General features: G+C 59.7%; 18 protein-coding genes. 15 read left to right on the top strand and 3 right to left on the bottom strand.

The features are described 5' to 3' along the window. Positions 1 to 3: 3 nt before the first annotated feature. Positions 4 to 495, bottom strand: a complete 492-nt coding sequence (locus RAH42_RS06095; protein ID WP_078016130.1) for a YchJ family protein — start codon at positions 493 to 495, stop codon at positions 4 to 6. A 216-nt stretch (positions 496 to 711) separates the two neighbouring features. Between RAH42_RS06095 and RAH42_RS06090 the strand changes: the two genes are divergently transcribed. Then, positions 712 to 1,098, top strand: a complete 387-nt coding sequence (locus RAH42_RS06090) for a (deoxy)nucleoside triphosphate pyrophosphohydrolase (RefSeq protein WP_078016131.1) — start codon at positions 712 to 714, stop codon at positions 1,096 to 1,098. Positions 1,099 to 1,154: 56 nt separating this feature from the next. On the opposite strand, the gene RAH42_RS06085 is transcribed toward RAH42_RS06090, so the two are convergent. Together RAH42_RS06085 and RAH42_RS06080 are read right to left on the bottom strand one after the other, a co-directional pair. After that, positions 1,155 to 2,402, bottom strand: a complete 1,248-nt coding sequence (locus RAH42_RS06085; RefSeq protein ID WP_317540185.1) for an amidohydrolase — start codon at positions 2,400 to 2,402, stop codon at positions 1,155 to 1,157. A gap of 35 nt (positions 2,403 to 2,437) precedes the next feature. Further along, the gene (locus RAH42_RS06080; RefSeq protein WP_317540184.1) at positions 2,438 to 3,655 is read right to left on the bottom strand and encodes an amidohydrolase; all 1,218 of its coding nucleotides are present in this window, start codon (positions 3,653 to 3,655) and stop codon (positions 2,438 to 2,440) included. Between the two features lie 112 nt (positions 3,656 to 3,767). On the opposite strand from RAH42_RS06080, the gene tmk reads away from it, so the two are divergent. The 14 genes from tmk to RAH42_RS06010 all read left to right on the top strand — a co-directional run bounded on the left by tmk (position 3,768) and on the right by RAH42_RS06010 (position 16,347). Further along, positions 3,768 to 4,373, top strand: coding sequence for a dTMP kinase (tmk, locus tag RAH42_RS06075; protein ID WP_317540183.1), 606 nt, complete (start codon positions 3,768 to 3,770; stop codon positions 4,371 to 4,373). Positions 4,374 to 4,495: 122 nt separating this feature from the next. Then, a complete protein-coding gene (locus tag RAH42_RS06070; RefSeq protein ID WP_317540182.1) occupies positions 4,496 to 5,185 on the top strand; it encodes a DNA polymerase III subunit delta' in 690 nt (229 codons plus the stop codon). Continuing rightward, positions 5,115 to 6,599 carry a regulatory iron-sulfur-containing complex subunit RicT gene (gene ricT, locus RAH42_RS06065; protein WP_317540181.1) on the top strand — a complete coding sequence of 495 codons (1,485 nt, stop codon included), beginning with the start codon at positions 5,115 to 5,117 and terminating at the stop codon, positions 6,597 to 6,599. Before RAH42_RS06070 ends, ricT begins: the two co-directional genes overlap by 71 nt. Beyond that, complete coding sequence (gene ftsY / locus RAH42_RS06060; RefSeq protein ID WP_120371906.1) at positions 6,578 to 7,507, top strand: signal recognition particle-docking protein FtsY; 930 nt, start codon at positions 6,578 to 6,580, stop codon at positions 7,505 to 7,507. The genes ricT and ftsY overlap by 22 nt, the downstream gene beginning before the upstream one ends. Before the next feature lie 21 nt (positions 7,508 to 7,528). Continuing rightward, positions 7,529 to 8,821, top strand: a complete 1,293-nt coding sequence (purB, locus tag RAH42_RS06055) for an adenylosuccinate lyase (RefSeq protein ID WP_317540180.1) — start codon at positions 7,529 to 7,531, stop codon at positions 8,819 to 8,821. A 33-nt stretch (positions 8,822 to 8,854) separates the two neighbouring features. Then, positions 8,855 to 9,862 carry a class II fructose-bisphosphatase gene (gene glpX / locus RAH42_RS06050; protein WP_078016139.1) on the top strand — a complete coding sequence of 336 codons (1,008 nt, stop codon included), beginning with the start codon at positions 8,855 to 8,857 and terminating at the stop codon, positions 9,860 to 9,862. A 278-nt stretch (positions 9,863 to 10,140) separates the two neighbouring features. Continuing rightward, the gene (locus RAH42_RS06045; protein WP_317540179.1) at positions 10,141 to 10,959 is read left to right on the top strand and encodes a Nif3-like dinuclear metal center hexameric protein; all 819 of its coding nucleotides are present in this window, start codon (positions 10,141 to 10,143) and stop codon (positions 10,957 to 10,959) included. Continuing rightward, on the top strand, positions 10,946 to 11,689 hold the full coding sequence (locus RAH42_RS06040; protein ID WP_296428576.1) for a segregation/condensation protein A: 744 nt from the start codon (positions 10,946 to 10,948) through the stop codon (positions 11,687 to 11,689). Before RAH42_RS06045 ends, RAH42_RS06040 begins: the two co-directional genes overlap by 14 nt. Further along, positions 11,661 to 12,296 (top strand): SMC-Scp complex subunit ScpB, encoded by a 636-nt coding sequence (gene scpB, locus RAH42_RS06035; RefSeq protein ID WP_078016142.1) that lies wholly within the window; start codon positions 11,661 to 11,663, stop codon positions 12,294 to 12,296. Before RAH42_RS06040 ends, scpB begins: the two co-directional genes overlap by 29 nt. Continuing rightward, on the top strand, positions 12,283 to 12,999 hold the full coding sequence (locus tag RAH42_RS06030; protein ID WP_317540178.1) for a pseudouridine synthase: 717 nt from the start codon (positions 12,283 to 12,285) through the stop codon (positions 12,997 to 12,999). The genes scpB and RAH42_RS06030 overlap by 14 nt, the downstream gene beginning before the upstream one ends. A gap of 26 nt (positions 13,000 to 13,025) precedes the next feature. Then, positions 13,026 to 13,691 carry a (d)CMP kinase gene (gene cmk, locus RAH42_RS06025; RefSeq protein WP_078016144.1) on the top strand — a complete coding sequence of 222 codons (666 nt, stop codon included), beginning with the start codon at positions 13,026 to 13,028 and terminating at the stop codon, positions 13,689 to 13,691. After that, positions 13,684 to 14,322 carry a lysophospholipid acyltransferase family protein gene (locus tag RAH42_RS06020; RefSeq protein ID WP_078016145.1) on the top strand — a complete coding sequence of 213 codons (639 nt, stop codon included), beginning with the start codon at positions 13,684 to 13,686 and terminating at the stop codon, positions 14,320 to 14,322. The genes cmk and RAH42_RS06020 overlap by 8 nt, the downstream gene beginning before the upstream one ends. A gap of 29 nt (positions 14,323 to 14,351) precedes the next feature. Further along, on the top strand, positions 14,352 to 15,449 hold the full coding sequence (gene hflX, locus RAH42_RS06015; protein WP_317540177.1) for a GTPase HflX: 1,098 nt from the start codon (positions 14,352 to 14,354) through the stop codon (positions 15,447 to 15,449). Between the two features lie 28 nt (positions 15,450 to 15,477). Next, entirely contained in the window at positions 15,478 to 16,347 is an 870-nt protein-coding gene (locus RAH42_RS06010) for a YicC/YloC family endoribonuclease (RefSeq protein WP_317540176.1), read from the top strand. The last annotated feature ends 1 nt before the right edge of the window (position 16,348 follow it).

Raw genomic sequence — 16,348 nt, 5'->3', positions numbered from 1 at the left:
GACCTAACGGTTTTTGCCGCAGCAGAACTTGTATTTCTTTCCGCTTCCGCAGGGGCACGGGTCGTTCCGTCCCACTTTCGGGGCCGAACGGACGTACGTTTCGGGGACGATCTGACCGTCCACGAAGAACCAGTTCCCGTTGATCTTTTTGAAGTACGATTTCTCGTGGTGGTTTATTTTTTTGCCCTCAAGTTCGAAATGGGCCACGAATTCGACGACGCCGTCGTCATCGTCCGGACCGCCGCCGACCGTGCTGAGGATCTCGATGCCGAGCCAGCGCGCCGAACGGGACCATTCTTCGGTCGCTTCCTTGCTGACGTTCTCCCGTGTTTCCGGATCATGGCTGGAAATGATAAAATCGACGTCGCCGGTCGTGTAGGCCACGTAGCGGGCCTTCATCAATTCTACGGCAGTTTTGGCGCGGCGGCTGCCTTTGATAATGGGTCGGCAGCATTCTTCCAATTCACGGTGTGAACCACAAGGACAAAGGGACATGATGGAACTCCTTTCGGGAAATGCAGAAGATTGGCCGGAGGAGGCAAAAGTCTGCTCCGGCTGAACATTGTCTCATTATAGCACTTCTTCAGCGAAAGACGTGAGCGGCGAACTCGACCGCACAAAAGCGGCCGAGCGACCTTGCGCGATTCGGGAGGACTGTTACAATGAAAATGACGATAGAAAATCCACCGTGCGAAAGCGAGGAAAGATGCCATGATCGACGTGGCGGCTGCCATCATCTGCGGCGATAAAGGGAAAATTTTGATCTGCCAGCGGCAAGGCGGCGGGAACTGCGCCGATCGCTGGGAGTTTCCCGGCGGCAAGCGCGAGCCCGGAGAATCCATGGAAGAATGTCTGATCCGCGAATGCCGCGAAGAGCTGGGCGTCTGCCTCAAGCTGGAGGGGCTTTATGCCGATCTGAGCTATGCTTATCCGGATGGGACGATCCATTTCAATTTTTTCAAGGCCCGGATTCAGAGCGGAACGGCGACGCTGAACGTGCATCGGGAGATGCGATGGGTCGCGCCGGCGCGTCTGTTGGATTTCGACTTCTGTCCGGCCGACGAAGGGATCGTTCGTCGGCTGGCGGCGGGACGATAGCATGATGAAAGCGGGGAATTTGCGGCGAAGCAGATTCCCCGCTTTCTGTCGTTTCTTTATTTTCCGGAGAGACGCCTGATAGCGCCGCAGAGGACGTCGCAGCCGATGGGCAGGCAGGCCTCGTCGAAGTCGAAATGGTCGTTGTGGTGTCCCGCGGCGATGGTCGCCCCCAGACCGACGTACGTGGCTTTGCCGCCGCGATCCTGCACGCGCTTCATCATCCAGCAGGCGTCGTCGCTTCCCGACATCAGCTGTTTGGGGAAGACTTTCGTGACGCCCTTAACCTCGCGGGCCGCGTCGCAGATGATGTCGACGATCTCCCGATCGCTGTCGGCGGTGTTCGCCTCGCCGCGTTTGAAGATCTCCGCCGTGCAGTCGTACATGGCGGCGGCCCCCTGAATGACTTGAACGGCGCGCTCGTACACATATTTGAGAATGTCGTCGGTCGCGCCTCGCGTCTCGATCTTCATGGACGCCTTGGGAGGCACGACGTTGCGTCCTTCGCCGGCCTGAAGCACGCCGACGTTGATGCGCGTCGGCCCGTCGCGATGCGGGGCGATGGCGTGGAGGTTCAGCGCGGCCGAGGCGGCCGCCAGCAGCGCGTTTTTCCCCTGATTGGGCTCGCCGCCGGCGTGGGCCCCCTTGCCGGTGAAATCGACGTCGATTTTCGTAGTGCAGAGGAAACCATAGGTGCCGCCGTAGACCGTTCCTGTCGGCACGCCGAGGCCGAGATGGAGCGCGATGAACCAGTCCGCGTCGTCCAGCAGGCCGGCCTGCGTCATCGCGTAGCCGCCGCGCACGCCCTCTTCCGCCGGCTGAAAGAGAAAACGGATCTTGCCTTTGAGGGAGTCTTTGTGTTCGGAGACGTATTCGGCCACCGCCAGGCCGATCGCGGTGTGCCCGTCGTGACCGCAGGCGTGCATCCAGCCCTTGTTGACGGAGCGGAAACCTTCCCTGGCGGGAAGGTGCCCTTCGTCCGCGGCTTCGTCGGTATCCACGCAATCGATGTCGAAGCGCATGGCGACGACGGGGCCGTCGCGTCCCGTGTCCAGCTCGGCGCAGAGGCCGGTGATGCCGCCCGTTTTTTTCACCCATGCGGGGTCGGCCCCCTGATCGACGGCGCGCCGCATCTGCGCTTCAACGTCGATCACCCGTCCCATGATCGTTTCCGGTCTCATGAAGTCCCCTCCGAATCTCAAGGTATAGCCGAGCCGATCCATGATTTCGGCGACTTTGGCCGTGGTGCGGAACTCCGTCCAGCCGGTCTCGGGATAGCGGTGAAAATCGCGGCGGCGTTCGATCATTTTCTGAATGCGATCGTTTTCGGTTAGCGTGCACGTCATTTTTTGAGTCCTTTCAGGTCGGAGTCGAGAAGTTTCAGCGCCATTGAAGCGAGGTACTGAATTCCATAGGGGAAACAGGCGGGGTCGGGAAGGAAACGGTCGTTGTGGAGCGCCGGCATGTCTTCGGGCTTGACGCCGTCAGGGCGGCAGCCGAGCCAGGCGAAAGCGGCCGGAACTTTCAGCGTATAAAACGAAAAATCCTCGCCCGTCGGCGGCACGGAAAGATCGGGCAGCACGCCCGTTTCTCCCAGCACGTCGCGGATCACTTCCCGGCCGATGCTCACGAGCCGTTCGTGGTTCATCGTCGCCGGGAATCCCCTCTGATAATCGATCTCGGCCGTGCAGCCGTACGCGGCGGCCGTGTTGGAGATCGCCCGCTCGATCCACTGCGGCAGCTTTTTGTGATCCGCCTCGTCGAAGCTGCGCACCGTGCCATCGAGGTCGACGCGGTCGGGGACGATATTGTAGCGGTCGCCGCCTTTGATGGTGCCGATGGTGATGACCGCGGTATTGCGGGGACACAGGTTTCGTGAAATAATAGGCTGAAGCGCCATGACGACGGCCGAGGCCGCCACGATGGCGTCAACGCCCAGGTCGGGCATCGACCCGTGACTGGCGACGCCATGGATCGTGGCGCGAAGATGATCGGAAGAGGCGGACACCGCGCCGGCCTGCAAGCCGATCGTCCCCGTCGCCAGCGTCGGCCAGACGTGAAGGCCGATGATCGCGTCGACATCGGGATTTTCAAGAACGCCGTCGCGGATCATCCCCGGCGCGCCGCCTGTCGGCGTCATCTCCTCCGAGGGCTGGAAGACGAACTTCAGCGAACCGGCGATCTGCGATTTCATCTCGCAGAGCACGTGGACGGTCCCCAACAGGATCGCCGTGTGGGCGTCGTGTCCGCAGGCGTGCATCACGCCGGGAGTTTGCGAGGCGAAGGGACAGTTCGTATTCTCCTGGATGCTCAGCGCGTCCATGTCGGCGCGGAGCGCGATGCACGGCCCCGGCCGTGCGCCCTTTAAAAGCGCGACGACGCCGTGACCGCCGACGTTCGGACGAATTTCGTCCAGCGGCAGGCTCTTCAAAATGTCGTACACGAAAGCCGCGGTTTTCTCTTCGTGGTAACTGAGCTCCGGATGAGCGTGGAGATGGCGGTAAAACGTCATGCAGCTTTCGCGGTATTTCTTTTCGAGTTCTCTGACGAGCTGGTTCACCGTGGATCGCCTCCCAATGAATTGATTCGTGTAAAATATTCGCAGCTTATAGTATAACTTTAGAAGCGCACGTATTCCAGTAAAAATTTCATTCTGGTGGAGTGAGGCATAAATGTTTATCACGATAGAAGGGATCGACGGCTCCGGCAAGTCGACACAGGCCAGGCGCCTCGCGACGCGTTTGAGGCGCGAGGGCAAAAAAGTGACGGAGACGCATGAACCGGGAGACTGGCCCCACGGGGATATTCTGCGCGCTCTTCTGCTGAACGGGCGGCTCCGGCACCCGATGACCGAGATCATGCTTTTTGTGGCCGACCGGTGCGAACACGTCGTGCAGGTCATTCAACCCGCTCTGGATCAAGGGGAATGGGTCGTCTGTGACCGCTATAACGACTCCACCCGGGCCTATCAGTGCTGGGGACGCGGACTGAAAGAAGACATTCTGGAGAGCCTGATAAAGTGGTGCGGGATTCCTGAGCCCGACCTGACGGTCTGGCTTGATCTCCCGGTGGAAGAAGCGAGGAAGAGGATGGCCGGCCGCGGCGGAAGCGATAGGATCGAAGGCGAAGACTTGAAATTCCATCAGACCGTCGCCTGCGGATTCAAGGAATTGGCCGAAAGGAACGGCTCGAGATTTTTCAGAGTCGACGCCCGGGCGGACGAGGACGAGATTGAGGAGACGATTTTCTCCGAATTGAAAAGGCGTTGCGTCAGATGAGTCAGAGCGAAATCTTTTGGCAGAACGACGTTCATTGGCGTGAGTTGCTGAAATTTATCGCTCGGGGATCGATCCCCGGCTCGATCGGCATCGAGATCCGTCTGCCCTGGCAGCGGGAGGTCATGCTTTCGCTGGCTCGCCGCATCCTGTGCGAATCGGGTTCCGCCTGCGGCCAGTGCCCATCGTGTCGGGCCTGGGTTGACATGGAACATCCCGACCTGTTGGTGGCCGGAGAACCAGATGTGCCCGCGCCCGTCGACGAATGCCGCGCGAAAAGCGCCGACCTGTCGCTTTCGCCTGTCGTCGCGCCGGTGCGGCTTCTGGTGTTTTACGCTCCCGAAAAGATGAGCCCGGGAGCCGTGAACAGTCTGCTCAAGATTACCGAAGAACCGCCGTCCAAGGGACGTCTTCTGTATATGATGGATCGCGGCACCATCCTTTCTACTTTGCGAAGTCGTCTGTGGATGTTATCATTCTCCGTGGAAGAAAAAATCGCACCTCTGACGCCTCCGGCTTCCCAGTCCGAATGGCTGCGCTGGCTGAAAGAAAACGAGAAAAACGACGGACAGAAATGGTACGCCATGGCGCATGGCTATGCGTCGTGGCTCTGCAAAAACGGAGAGTTGACGCGTGCCGGGGCGTTGCGTCAGCTTGCCGAGACGGCGCTCGCCACCCACTTGTCCGCAGCGATGTGGACAGACCTTTTGTTTCTTCTTTTGAGAGAGGAGTATCCCTTTGAGCATGTATTTGACGATTTTCGGCAAACCGCGTTACCTGGGGCTGATCGTTGCCGAAAACAGCATTCGTTTTGAAAAAGGCGAGCAGCTGCTCGTAGAAAGTTCTCGGGGGACGGAGATCGCCGTCGTCGCCGGGGAGATTACGGAACGCCAGGAAGCCCTTTACCGGGCCATAGACAATCGTCAGGAGGGACAGTCGGGCAGCGATTCCGGGCTCCAGAACGTGACCTTCCTGCATAGGGCCGAGACGGAAGATTTGGAGAAAGAAAAGGACAACCGCGGCGAAGAAGAGCGCGTCCTTGTCACCGCCAGACAGGTATTGAGCCGTCATGATCTTGACATGAAACTGGTCGACGTGGAATACATGAACGACCGCAAAAAACTGTTCCTGTATTTCACTTCCGAGCAGCGCGTCGATTTTCGCGCTTACGTTCGGGATCTGGCCCGCGAATTCCGTACGCGCATCGAGCTGCGGCAGATCGGAGTCAGAGACGAATCCAAGGTCGTCAAGGGCATCGGTGCCTGCGGCCGTGTCTGCTGCTGCAGCTACTGGCTTCATCGTTTTATGCCGATCGGCATCAAAATGGTCAAGGAGCAGAATCTGGCTCTCAATCCGACCAAGATCTCCGGGCTGTGCGGACGGCTTATGTGCTGCATGAGCTTTGAACAGAACACGTATCATGAATTGTGGAAGAGCCTGCCGTCTCACGGAGCCAAGATCAGGACGGAACAGGGAACGTGGATCTTGACGGGCGTCGATCTGGCGACGCGGACCTGCAGCATTCATGGTCCTGAAGGAAACGTCAGCATCCCCGTGACGATGTATCAACAGTTCAAGGAAACGCTGCTCGCCGGCAAACCGTGGAGCAACGAAGAGCACGGCCTTGACGAGAGAGGGCAAGCGCTGATGGTGTTTGAGGGAGGCGCTCCGATCGTCGGTGAGGAGCGCGGCTGTTCGGGATGTGAGAGTTGTCCTCAGTACAGCGGAACAAAAAAAATATCAGACGATCGCGACGAAACGCGGGTGACGGTTGTAAACGTTTCCGACGTAACGGCGGGCAATGGGAAAGGCACTGCGGAATATACAGAAGAAGCGCGCCGCCGGCATCGCAGGAAGAACACCCGCGTTTTTGCGACAGAGGGCAAGACAGATCCCAGGAGCAAAGAGGAGCCAGTTTGGGAGCAGAAGAAAGCGGGACAGAAAAATATTCTCCGAGGGGGCAAGGCAAAACCTTCCTCAAGATCGTCCGGCTCTAAAGATCAGAAGCGCAGAGATGAGCGGAGAACTGACGAGCAGCAGTCCCAGACCGCGGGAAGCATGGGGGCGGAGTGCCGGCAGAGGCGCGCCGCTCAGGAGCGTGGGCGCGCCGTTCCTCGACTCACGGGTCCCATCGCCCGGTCAACAGGAAAAGATCTGTCTCCGAGCCACCTTCGCGGGCAGATTCTGAGGAGGAAAAAAGCTAGCCCATGTCCTTTTTCGGCAAGTTGAAAGAGAAACTCGGCGGCGTTCGCTGTCGCTGGAGCGCCAACATCATGCGGCTCTTCGGCGGCGCGATCGACGAAGACTTTTGGATGGATCTCGAAGATGTGCTGATCGCGGGCGATGTGGGGCTGGAGACGACGGAAACGCTCCTTGACGAAATGCGAGCGTATCATGCACGATGCCGCTGTGAGGGAAAAGAGCTGCTCCGACATTTCAAAAGCGAACTGATAAAACGCCTCGACGGGATCCCGCGCATGGGCGCGCCGCTGCAAAGCGGCGAAAACGGCCTCTCGGTGATCTTGATGGTCGGGGTGAACGGCAGCGGAAAAACGACCACGACGGGAAAATTGGCGTGGCTTTATAAAGAATCGGGCAAGAAAGTCATTGTCGCCGCCGCGGACACCTTTCGGGCCGCAGCGATAGAGCAGCTGCAGGTCTGGGGCGAAAAAAGCGGGATCCGCGTGATCGCGCAGAAGCAGGGCAGCGATTCGGCCGCGGTCGTGTTCGACGCGATCACGGCGGCGCGGTCGTCCAAGGCAGATGTTTTGATCGTGGATACCGCGGGAAGACTCCAGTCCAAGCACAACCTCATGGAAGAACTGGGAAAAATCTATCGGGTGATCGAACGTGAAGTCGGAAAAGAGCACGTGGAAAGCATTCTTGTGCTCGACTCGGTCATCGGCCAGAACGCTTTCCGGCAGGCGGAAGTCTTCAACGAGGCCGCACGGCTGACCGGCGTCGTCCTCGCCAAGTACGACAACACGGCCAAAGGCGGGATCGTCCTCTCGATCGCCGACAAACTGCGTTTGCCCATTCGCTACATCGGTCTTGGCGAAGCGCCGGAAGACCTGAAACTCTTCGACGCCGAAGAATTTGTGGAAGCCCTTTTCGGAGAAGCGGCTCCGGAAAATTAACTCATTGGAGGCTCGTATAGCATGATCCCACGGTATGAGACGAAAGAAATGAAAGAGATCTGGTCTCTCGAGAATCAGTATCGCAGCTGGGAAGTCGTCGAACTGGCCGTTTGCCACGCCTGGGCGAAAGACGGCGTCATCCCGGCCGAAGCGATGAAGAAAATCGACGAGCGCAGCGGTTTCGACGCCGACGAGATCCTGAAGATCGAGGCCGAAGTTCAGCACGACATGATCGCCTTTGACACGAACATGGCCGACCATGTGGGGGCGGAAGGCCGTTACATCCATCTCGGCCTGACCAGCAGCGACGTGGAGGACACGGCGAGCGCCCTTCGCCTGCGGCAGTCGCTGGACGTCGTGATGCGCGAGCTCGACGTTTTCATGAAGGACGTGCTCGAACAGGCGGAAAAGTATAAATACACGCCTTCCGTCGGGCGCAGCCACGGCGTTCACGCCGAGCCGATCACGTTCGGCCTGAAGATACTGAACTGGTATTCGGAACTGCTGCGGGACCGCAAACGTCTGGAAAGTGCCAAAGAGGAAATCTCCTGCGGAAAGATTTCCGGCGCCGTCGGCACCTACGCCCATTGCCCGCCTCATATCGAAGCTGCCGTCTGCGCCGAACTGGGGCTGAAACCGGATCTCGTTTCGACGCAGATCATTCAGAGAGACCGGCACGCCGTCGTCATGTTCGCTCTGGCCAGCCTCGGCGCCGCGATGGAACGGATCGCCACCGAGATCCGCCACCTGCAGCGCACGGAAGTGCGCGAGGCGCTCGAGCCGTTCGGCAAGAAACAAAAAGGTTCGTCGGCGATGCCTCACAAGCGCAATCCCATCCAGTGCGAGAAAATCTGCGGTATGGCGCGCATGCTGCGCTCCTTCACGATCGTGGCGCAGGAAAACGTTGCCCTCTGGCACGAACGCGACATCAGCCACTCCAGCACCGAACGGCTCATCTGGCCCGACGCTTTTCATCTGGCCCACTACATGCTGAAAACGCTTGGGCGCGTCGTCCGCGGTCTTGACGTTTCGCCGCAGCGCCTGCAGGAGAACCTCGAGCTGACCGGCGGGCTGGTGTACAGTCAAAGAGTTCTTCTTCAGCTGGTGGAAAAGTACCGCATGCGCCGCGAAGACGCGTATCTGGCCGTGCAGCGCAACGCCATGAAGACATGGAACGGCGAAGGTCATTTCCTCGACCTGCTGGCTGGCGACGAACTGATCAAGGGGAAAATCGACCGAACGGAATTGGCGCAGCTTTTTACGAACGATTATTACTTCCGTTTTGTCGACGAGATTTTTGCTCGTTTTGAGTAGATCCAACGATATCCTTTGAGGGAGGGGTCCGTAGTGAAAAGTCTGTTTGGCACCACGCGTCTGCCCGATCGAAATTTAGCGCTTGAGTTTTGCCGCGGCACGGAGGCCGCCGCCATGTCGGCCGGGCGCCTGATGGGGCGCGGCGACAAAAACGCCGCCGACGGCGCCGCCGTCAACGCGATGCGTTACATGCTCAACACCGTGGACATGGACGGCATCGTGGTGATCGGAGAAGGAGAAAAAGACGAAGCGCCGATGCTGTTCAACGGCGAACACCTTGGCACCGGCAAGAACGCCGAAGTGGACATCGCGGTGGATCCCATCGACGGAACGCGTTTGACGGCCCTCGGCATCAGCGGCGCGATCAGCGTCGTCGCCGGAGCGCCGCGCGGCACGATGTTCAATCCCAAGACGGTTTTTTACATGAACAAACTGGTCGTCGGCCCTGAAGCGAAAGACGTCATCGACATCGAAGCTCCGGTGGCGGAAAATATCCGCCGCGTCGCGGAAGCCCGCAAAAAGGCCACGGGCGATATCACGGTGGTCGTGCTGGACCGTCCCCGCCATGAAAAACTCATTGGAGAGATCCGCGCGGCCGGCGCCCGCATCAAGCTCATCACCGACGGCGATATCGCCGGCGCGCTGCTGACCTGTAAATTGGAGCGCGGCGCCGACATGCTCATGGGTATCGGCGGCACCCCCGAGGCCGTCATTACGGCCTGCGCCATCAAGGCCATGGGCGGCAACATGCAGGGCAAACTTTGGGCGCGCAGCGACGAAGAGCGTCAGAAGGCGCTCGATGCCGGAATGGACTTCAATAAAGTACTGACGATCGACGACCTGGTTCGCAGCGACGACGTGTTCTTTGCCGCCACCGGCATCACGGACGGCGACTTTTTGAAGGGCGTCCGTTACGAGGGCGAACGGATCTACACGAGTTCCCTCGTGATGCGCGCCAAAAGCGGAACGGTCCGTTACATCGATGCGGTGCACAGTCTCTATAAGCTTGATAAAATTGCCGGAATTGATTACAAAGCATGATCGTTTTTCTTGAAATAGCGGACACGGATAAGGTCTTCTCCTTGATGGGGAAGACCTTATCCGTGTCCGGCGTGTCTTCGGGGCTTAAAAGCTTAACTTAAAAAGAGGAACGAACCTTCGCCTTTTTCGCGGAAACGAGTATGAAAAATTTGTTCTTCATGCGTCGTGGTATAATCATGGAAATTGTTCTTAAAAAGGGACTGAAATTGATTCTGTGTATTCTCTGGCGGCGGAGTGTGCTCCGGCGCCTTGAAGTCTTGCTGAAGAGAGTGGTGTGAATGAGCGCGTTGAAAGTGCGGGAACTGATCCCGCTGATCGATGATCTCGCTCCTTTCGAACTTGCGGAAAGCTGGGATCGTTGCGGCCTGCGACTCGGCAGATACGACGCGCTTGTCGCCAGGATCGCCGTGGCGCTGGATCCTTCCGCAGAGGCCGTCAGACAGGCGGCGCGGCGTGGCTGCGAGCTTTTGATCACTCATCATCCGCTGCTGTTCGCGCCGCAGGAAGATATGATCTGCGATCGCTGCGACCCGAAGACCGTCGAGGCGGCGTTTCAAAGCGGCGTCTGTCTCATCGCCTGCCATACGAATTTCGACAGCGCCCGCGGCGGCGTGAACGAGAAACTGGCGCAGCTGGCCGGACTTGGAGACGCAAGGCCGCTCGAGCCTCCGGCGACGGAGCGCGGTTTTGGCATGGGAGCGGTCGGTTCCGTTCGTTCCGCCCCGGCCGGAGAGATTGCCTGCGAAATTGCTCGGAAATGGGATCTCTCCGGCTATCGCCTCTATGACGGCGGCTCGGCGGTGGATTGCGTCGCTTTGTGCGGCGGCTCGGGCGGCGAGCTTTGGAAGAATCTGGGGCGGACCGGTTCCGTGCTTTATGCGACGGCCGACCTCCGTTATCATGAGTGCCTGGAAGCCGTCGACGCCGGTCTGAGCGTGATGCTCTGCGACCATGGCGAGATGGAGAATCCGCCGCTGTCGTATTTTTCGAAAGCTTTGGCGCAGAAGACGGGCCTGCCGGTTTATTTCCTCGATCTGATCGGAGCCAAGCGCCGCCGGGAACGCTGGTGCAGCGTCGAACGCCATGTTTCAGCTTGAAATTGAGGGGTTCTCCGGCCCGCTCGATCTGCTCTGCCATATGATTGATCAGGGCCAGATCGAGGCTGCGCGGATCAGCGTCGCCGAGGTCATCTCCATATACGGCGCCTATCTGGCCCGAAGCGGCGGGCTGCCGATCGCTTCGGTGGCCGAATTCATAGCGCAGGCGGCGCATTTGGTGCGGCAGAAGGCTTCGTCTTTGCTGCCCCGATATGAAGTCCATGAAGACGACGGTGAAGTAACCGTATTGGACGATGCCGAAAATGTCGAAAGTCTGTTGGAGCGTTATCGTCCTTACCGCGAGGCGGTCTCGCGGCTGATCGATCTGAAGGAAAAAGCCGACCGGCGCCGTTTCCGCAAAGGGGAAGCGCTCGATCCGTTTTTCGATCTCGGCGATCTTTATTCGCTCTCTCTGCAGTGGCTCGAACTGCTCGACCGTCGTCGGAGCGCGAGTCTCGAACTGCCCGACGAAGACGACTGGGACGACGGCGGAGTGCCGGCGCAGATCCCCGACGAAGTGCAGGTGGAAAACCGCATGGAACGCGTGCTCGAGCGTCTGACCGCTTTTTCGGAGGGGTTGTCCCTGCGTTCCCTGCTGAAGGAAGAGCCGGGACGCGGCGCGCTGGTGGTAACGCTGCTGGCGCTGCTGGAACTGTCGCGGAGGAACTTTGTGACGCTGGTGCAGAAGGAGCTGTTTGGCGATGTCTTTATCACGGCAAGAAGAGCCTGAAAATCTTCTGATCCGGCAGATCGAGGCGATCCTCTTCGTCGCGGCCGACGGCGCTTCCGTGCCGGAAATTTCGCTGGCGACGGGCCAGCCGGCGGCCTCGGTCCGCAAGGTGCTGGCTCGGTTGAGCGAAAGTTACGCTCTTTCGCACGGCCTGGAGATCGTCGAACTCGGCGGGAAGTGGTTCATGACGACCGCCAGCGATCTGAGCGAGACCATGGACAAATTTCACGCCGCCGACGAGAGCGAACGCGTCAGGCTGACGCGGGCGTCTCTCGAGACGCTGGCGGTGATCGCCTACAGCCAGCCGGTGACCCGTTCCGAGATCGAGGCGATCCGCGGCGTGCGCTGCGATCGCGTCATCGACACGCTGCTTGGCTACGGACTGGCGCGCATTGCCGGACGGCGCAAAAGCACCGGTTCGCCTCTTCTGTACCGCACGACGACGAAATTCCTGGAGATCTTCGGGCTGGGGGCCATCTCCGATCTGCCGACGATCGACGAACTCGAGGAGTTGAAGCGGCACCGTCCGGAACCGGAAGATCCTTCCGCGGAACTGGCAACGGTTCCGGAAACGGGAATCGAGGCCGCCGAAGATGAGACTGAATAAATATCTGGCCCTCTGCGGAGTCGGTTCGAGACGCAAGGTCGAAGAGTTCATCTTCGCCGGCCGCGTCGTTTGCGGAGGTTATCAGGTCACCGAGCCGGGCTACGACGTTTCCGACGGAGAGATCGTCACGGTCGACGACGTGGAGGTCCGTCCGGAGAGAAAAATCTACATGGTCCTCCATAAGCCGCGCGGATATATCTGCGCGGTGAGCGACCGCAGTTATCCCGTGATCCTCGATCTGCTGCCGCGCGAATACGACTATTACCGCCTGTTCCCGGTAGGGCGCCTGGATCTGCAGAGCGAGGGGCTTTTGATGCTGACGAACGACGGGGATTTCTCGCAGGAGATGATCCACCCCCGCGCGGGGATCACGAAAGAATACGAGGTCCTGCTCGACCGCGTGCCGAACGAACGGGAAATGCGGCGGCTTCGGGAAGGAACGATTTTCGCGGGGGAAAGGCTTCATCCCGTCGGCGTCGATTTTTTACGACGGGAGCCGGAAGGGCGGTGGCTGCGCTTCGTCCTGAACGAAGGCGTCAAGCGCGAGATCCGTCTCATCGCCGAGAGCGCCGGGCTGAAAGTGCAGGTGCTGTTCCGCCGCAGGATCGGCCGTATGGAACTGCGACATTTGAAAAGCGGCTGTGCCCGTGAGTACAGCGCAGATCAGCTGCGCCGCATGATCCGGCACGGCGGCATCGTATAGAGCGGATGTTTAAGGAGGAAGCGACAGTGAACTGGACGGGAGTTATCGCCATCGACGGCCCCGCGGGCGCCGGCAAAAGCACGGTAGCCAAGCTTGTAGCCTCGAAACTGGGCATCAGTTATCTTGACACGGGAGCGCTCTATCGGGCGCTGGCTTATTACCTCGACAGCCTTGCGATCCCTGCGCAGGAGAGCCCGGAACTTAGAAAAGCCCTTTTCGACGTAACGGTGGAGATCCGCGCTTCCTCCGTTTTTCTCAACGGCACGGACGTATCTTCGCTGATCCGCACGCCGGCGGTCGACAGGATCGCCTCGCTTTATTCGGCGCTGCCCTCGGTGCGCGAAAAACTGCTGATGCTCCAGCGCGATCAGGCTCTGAAAGGCGGTCTGGTGGCCGACGGACGCGATATGGGCACCGTGGTTTTCCCGTATGCGCCGGTCAAGGTGTTTTTGACGGCTCAGGCTGAAGTGCGCGCGCAGCGCCGTCACGACGAGCTGGCGGCCCGCGGCGTGAAGGTCGAGTATCGGAAGCTGCTCGATGAGATCCTCCAGCGGGACGAAGCCGACGTCAAGCGAAGCATCGCGCCGCTGAAACAGGCGCCCGGTGCCGTGCTGCTTGACTCGTCCGCGATGAACGCCGAACAGGTCGCGGACGCGATCGCCGATATCGCACGGGCGGTGTGCCATGTTTAGGGCGTTCCTGTACTGGCTTGCCAGGCACCTGTGCTTCGCCGTTTTGAAAATCCACAACGGCTTGAAGGTGACCGGGAGAGAGCTTGTTCCCGCTGACCGTCCCGTGATCGTCGCCGCAAATCACGTCAGCAATCTCGATCCTGTCGTGGTGGGGTGCGTGTTCCCGGGACGGCTCCGCCCGCTCGGCAAGGAGGAACTTTTTCAAATCAACCCGTTTTTCACCTGGCTCATGAACAATCTCGGCGTGATCTCCGTCAGCCGGACGACGGAGAAAGCCGCCGCGCTGGCGTTGAAAAAATTTCTTTCCCTGCTGAAAAACGGCGAAAGCCTGATGATTTTTCCCGAAGGCGCGCGCTCGTTCGACGGACGCCTCAAGCCGCTTGAGGGAGGCGTTGCCGTGCTGGCGACCAGCGTGGACGCCCCCGTGATTCCGCTGTATATCGAAGGGACGTATGAGGCCATGCCCGTAGGTTCCTCCAAAATCAAGCGAAATCCCATCACAGCGCATTTTGGCAAACCCATCATGCCACTCCCCAAGGAACAGCGGGGCTCGCTGAAAGAGGAGCGTGAACGGATACGAGTCACTCTTCAGAACGAACTGGAACGTATGGAAAAGGAGAGCATTGGCTGACGTCGCTGCCCCCGGATTTCAAAAATCGCGTGGAGGGGCGCCGCCGCGCGGTGATCACCGGTCTGGAACTGTCGCTGCGCGACGATCTGGAATTGCTTCTGGAAGAATTGCGCCTGTTGCTGGCGAACCTCGACGTAGAAGTCGTGGCCGTGGCGACGCAGAAAAGGGATCGCCCCGATCCCGCTTTTCTGCTGGGAGCCAGCAAGGTGGACGAGCTGAAAATCCTGACCCAGGCCTCGGAAGCCGATCTGATCGTCTGCAACGACCTGTTGATGCCGATCCAGCTGAGCAACATGCGGCGGAAAACCGACTGCGAGGTGTGGGACCGGGCGCTGGTCATCATGAAGATCTTCGAACGCCGCGCCTCGACCGCCGAGGCCAAACTCCAGGTGGATCTGGCGCGGTGCCGTTACGAGATGCCTCACATCCGCGGATTGGGAAAGCAGATGTCGAACGCCGGAGCCGGAATCGGCACGCGCGGCCCCGGCGAAACCGAGTTCGAACGGCATCGCCGCAAGCTGCAGGCCCGCATCGTCGAAGCTTCCCGCAAACTGGAGGAGATGAAAAAGCGCCGCCAGGGACAGCGGAAGCAGCGCCGCCGCAGCGGCATCCCCACGGTGGCTCTGGTAGGTTACACGAACAGCGGCAAAACCACGCTGCTGAAACGTCTCAGCGGCGACAAGAAACTTTACGCCGCCGATCAGCTCTTCGCGACGCTGGATACGACGGTCCGTTCGGTTCGTCTGCCGTCGGGGAGGAACATCCTCATGGCCGATACCGTGGGATTCATCCGCGAGCTTCCGCCGGAACTGATCGCCGCCTTCCGAACGACCTTGGAAGAAGCCTGCCAGGCGGATATGCTTCTTGTGGTGCTTGACGCCAACGATCCCGATGTGACGGCGACGTACGACGTGATCCAGCAGACTCTTGACGAGATCGGCGCGGCCGCGCTCCCAAGGGCCGTGGTGCTGAACAAGATCGATCGTTCGGGACTCTTTCGGGTCGAACGGATCAAAGCGCAGCTGAGGCATGACGGGCTGCCGGTCTGCGCCTTAAGCGCGCTGACGGGCGAAGGCGTCGAAAGCCTGTGGGGAGTCTTCGATTGGCTTGCCGTGCGCCGCAGCTGAGGAAAGGAGAAAAACAATGCTTTACAGCATGACAGGTTTTCATCGCGTCAGGCAAGACTTTCCATGGGGAACCCTTGCCGTGGAACTTTCCAGCGTCAATTCCCGTTATCTGGAAATCGCCGTGCGTGCCGACCGGGAACTCTCGAGTTTTGAACCGCTGATCCAAAACGCCCTGCGCGGCCGTCTGGCGCGCGGCAAAGTCGTGGCGCGCGCGGAGATCAGATGGGCGCCGGCGCTGATGCGCGAACGCCTGAACGGCGACGTCCTGCGGGACTATTACCGGGAGATTCAGGAACTGCAGGGCGAGCTTGGCGGACCGGTGCCTGCGGTGACAAGTTTGCTCTGTCTGCCCGGCGTCACCGAGTCCTCTTCCCTGATGGACAAAACCTCCGGCGAAGTCCAGTCGGCGTTGTTCGAACTGCTGGATCAGTGTGCGGACGGCCTGATAAAAATGCGCGGGGTCGAAGGCGAAGCGCTTGAGCGCGATATCATGCAGAATCTCGAAGAGTACGACAGCCTTCTGGAAAAAATCGCCGCTCGGTGGCAGAGCATCTCGCCGCAGTTTTTCGACGACTATCGCGCCAAGATCACGAAAACGATCGCGCAGCTCGGCTATGAGGCGGATCCCGCGCGTCTTGCCCAGGAACTCGTGATCCTGGCGGATAAGTGGGACATCTCCGAAGAATTGACCCGTTCGTCCAGCCATACGTCCCAGTTCCGCACGCTTTTGAAAAGCGGCGGCCCGGTGGGACGCAAGCTGGATTTTCTGGTGCAGGAGATGAACCGGGAAATCAACACGATGGGCTCCAAGTCGGCCAGCACCGAGCTTCGCTGGCTTGTGGTGGACGGCAAAGCGCTGCTCGAACGCATCCGCGAGCAGATCCAGAACGTGGAGTAGG

The sequence above is a fragment of the Pyramidobacter sp. YE332 genome, from assembly GCF_033060595.1.
In the GTDB taxonomy this organism is placed as follows: domain Bacteria; phylum Synergistota; class Synergistia; order Synergistales; family Dethiosulfovibrionaceae; genus Pyramidobacter.
This window is presented reverse-complemented; position numbering and strand designations above follow the sequence as displayed.

Coding starts and splice junctions, on each gene's coding strand:
- RAH42_RS06095 (WP_078016130.1), bottom strand. CDS start 495: ATGTCCCTTTGTCCTTGTGGTTCACACCGTGAATTGGAAGAATGCTGC.
- RAH42_RS06090 (WP_078016131.1), top strand. CDS start 712: ATGATCGACGTGGCGGCTGCCATCATCTGCGGCGATAAAGGGAAAATT.
- RAH42_RS06085 (WP_317540185.1), bottom strand. CDS start 2,402: ATGATCGAACGCCGCCGCGATTTTCACCGCTATCCCGAGACCGGCTGG.
- tmk (WP_317540183.1), top strand. CDS start 3,768: ATGTTTATCACGATAGAAGGGATCGACGGCTCCGGCAAGTCGACACAG.
- RAH42_RS06070 (WP_317540182.1), top strand. CDS start 4,496: ATGCTTTCGCTGGCTCGCCGCATCCTGTGCGAATCGGGTTCCGCCTGC.
- ricT (WP_317540181.1), top strand. CDS start 5,115: ATGTATTTGACGATTTTCGGCAAACCGCGTTACCTGGGGCTGATCGTT.
- ftsY (WP_120371906.1), top strand. CDS start 6,578: ATGTCCTTTTTCGGCAAGTTGAAAGAGAAACTCGGCGGCGTTCGCTGT.
- purB (WP_317540180.1), top strand. CDS start 7,529: ATGATCCCACGGTATGAGACGAAAGAAATGAAAGAGATCTGGTCTCTC.
- RAH42_RS06045 (WP_317540179.1), top strand. CDS start 10,141: ATGAGCGCGTTGAAAGTGCGGGAACTGATCCCGCTGATCGATGATCTC.
- RAH42_RS06040 (WP_296428576.1), top strand. CDS start 10,946: ATGTTTCAGCTTGAAATTGAGGGGTTCTCCGGCCCGCTCGATCTGCTC.
- scpB (WP_078016142.1), top strand. CDS start 11,661: ATGTCTTTATCACGGCAAGAAGAGCCTGAAAATCTTCTGATCCGGCAG.
- RAH42_RS06030 (WP_317540178.1), top strand. CDS start 12,283: ATGAGACTGAATAAATATCTGGCCCTCTGCGGAGTCGGTTCGAGACGC.
- RAH42_RS06020 (WP_078016145.1), top strand. CDS start 13,684: ATGTTTAGGGCGTTCCTGTACTGGCTTGCCAGGCACCTGTGCTTCGCC.
- RAH42_RS06010 (WP_317540176.1), top strand. CDS start 15,478: ATGACAGGTTTTCATCGCGTCAGGCAAGACTTTCCATGGGGAACCCTT.